Origin of the sequence: Algoriphagus oliviformis (genome assembly GCF_017254915.1) — a bacterium.
GTDB classification, from domain to species: Bacteria; Bacteroidota; Bacteroidia; order Cytophagales; family Cyclobacteriaceae; genus Algoriphagus; species Algoriphagus oliviformis.
Genome location: NZ_JAFKCT010000048.1, coordinates 1 through 360, shown reverse-complemented (window position 1 = coordinate 360; position 360 = coordinate 1). Strand labels below are relative to the sequence as shown.

The following is a 360-nucleotide window of genomic DNA, read 5'->3' as shown; positions in this document are numbered from 1 at the left end:
CCTCGGGCGGCAGGTACACCAGCGTCAGGTGATAGCCGCTCTCGAAGTGGTGGCCGGTATCCTCGAAGGCCGAGCGGCGTTCTTCGTCCACCAGCCACGAAAGCGGCTCGGAAAAGTCCGAGTGCGGGTAGTCGGCGGCGGCGCGGCGCTCGGCCTCGATGAACAGCGCCCAGCCCGAACCCAGCCGGCGCAGCGCGTTGTTCAAGCGCGCCGACGTGGCGATCAGCTCGCCTTGCGTTGCACTGTCGAGGTCAGGCCCGCGAAACCGGGCCGTGCGCTGGAAACTGCCGTCCTTGTTCAAGACGACACCCGGCGCGACCAGTCCGGCCCAGGGCAGCCAGTCGGCGAGCAGCGCGGGCC

Annotated in this window: 1 protein-coding gene; it reads right to left on the bottom strand. The window is 69.7% G+C overall.

Going from position 1 to position 360, the window contains the following annotated elements:
- On the bottom strand, positions 1-360 hold a 360-nt coding region (locus J0A68_RS22530; RefSeq protein WP_438839579.1), incomplete at both ends, for a hypothetical protein.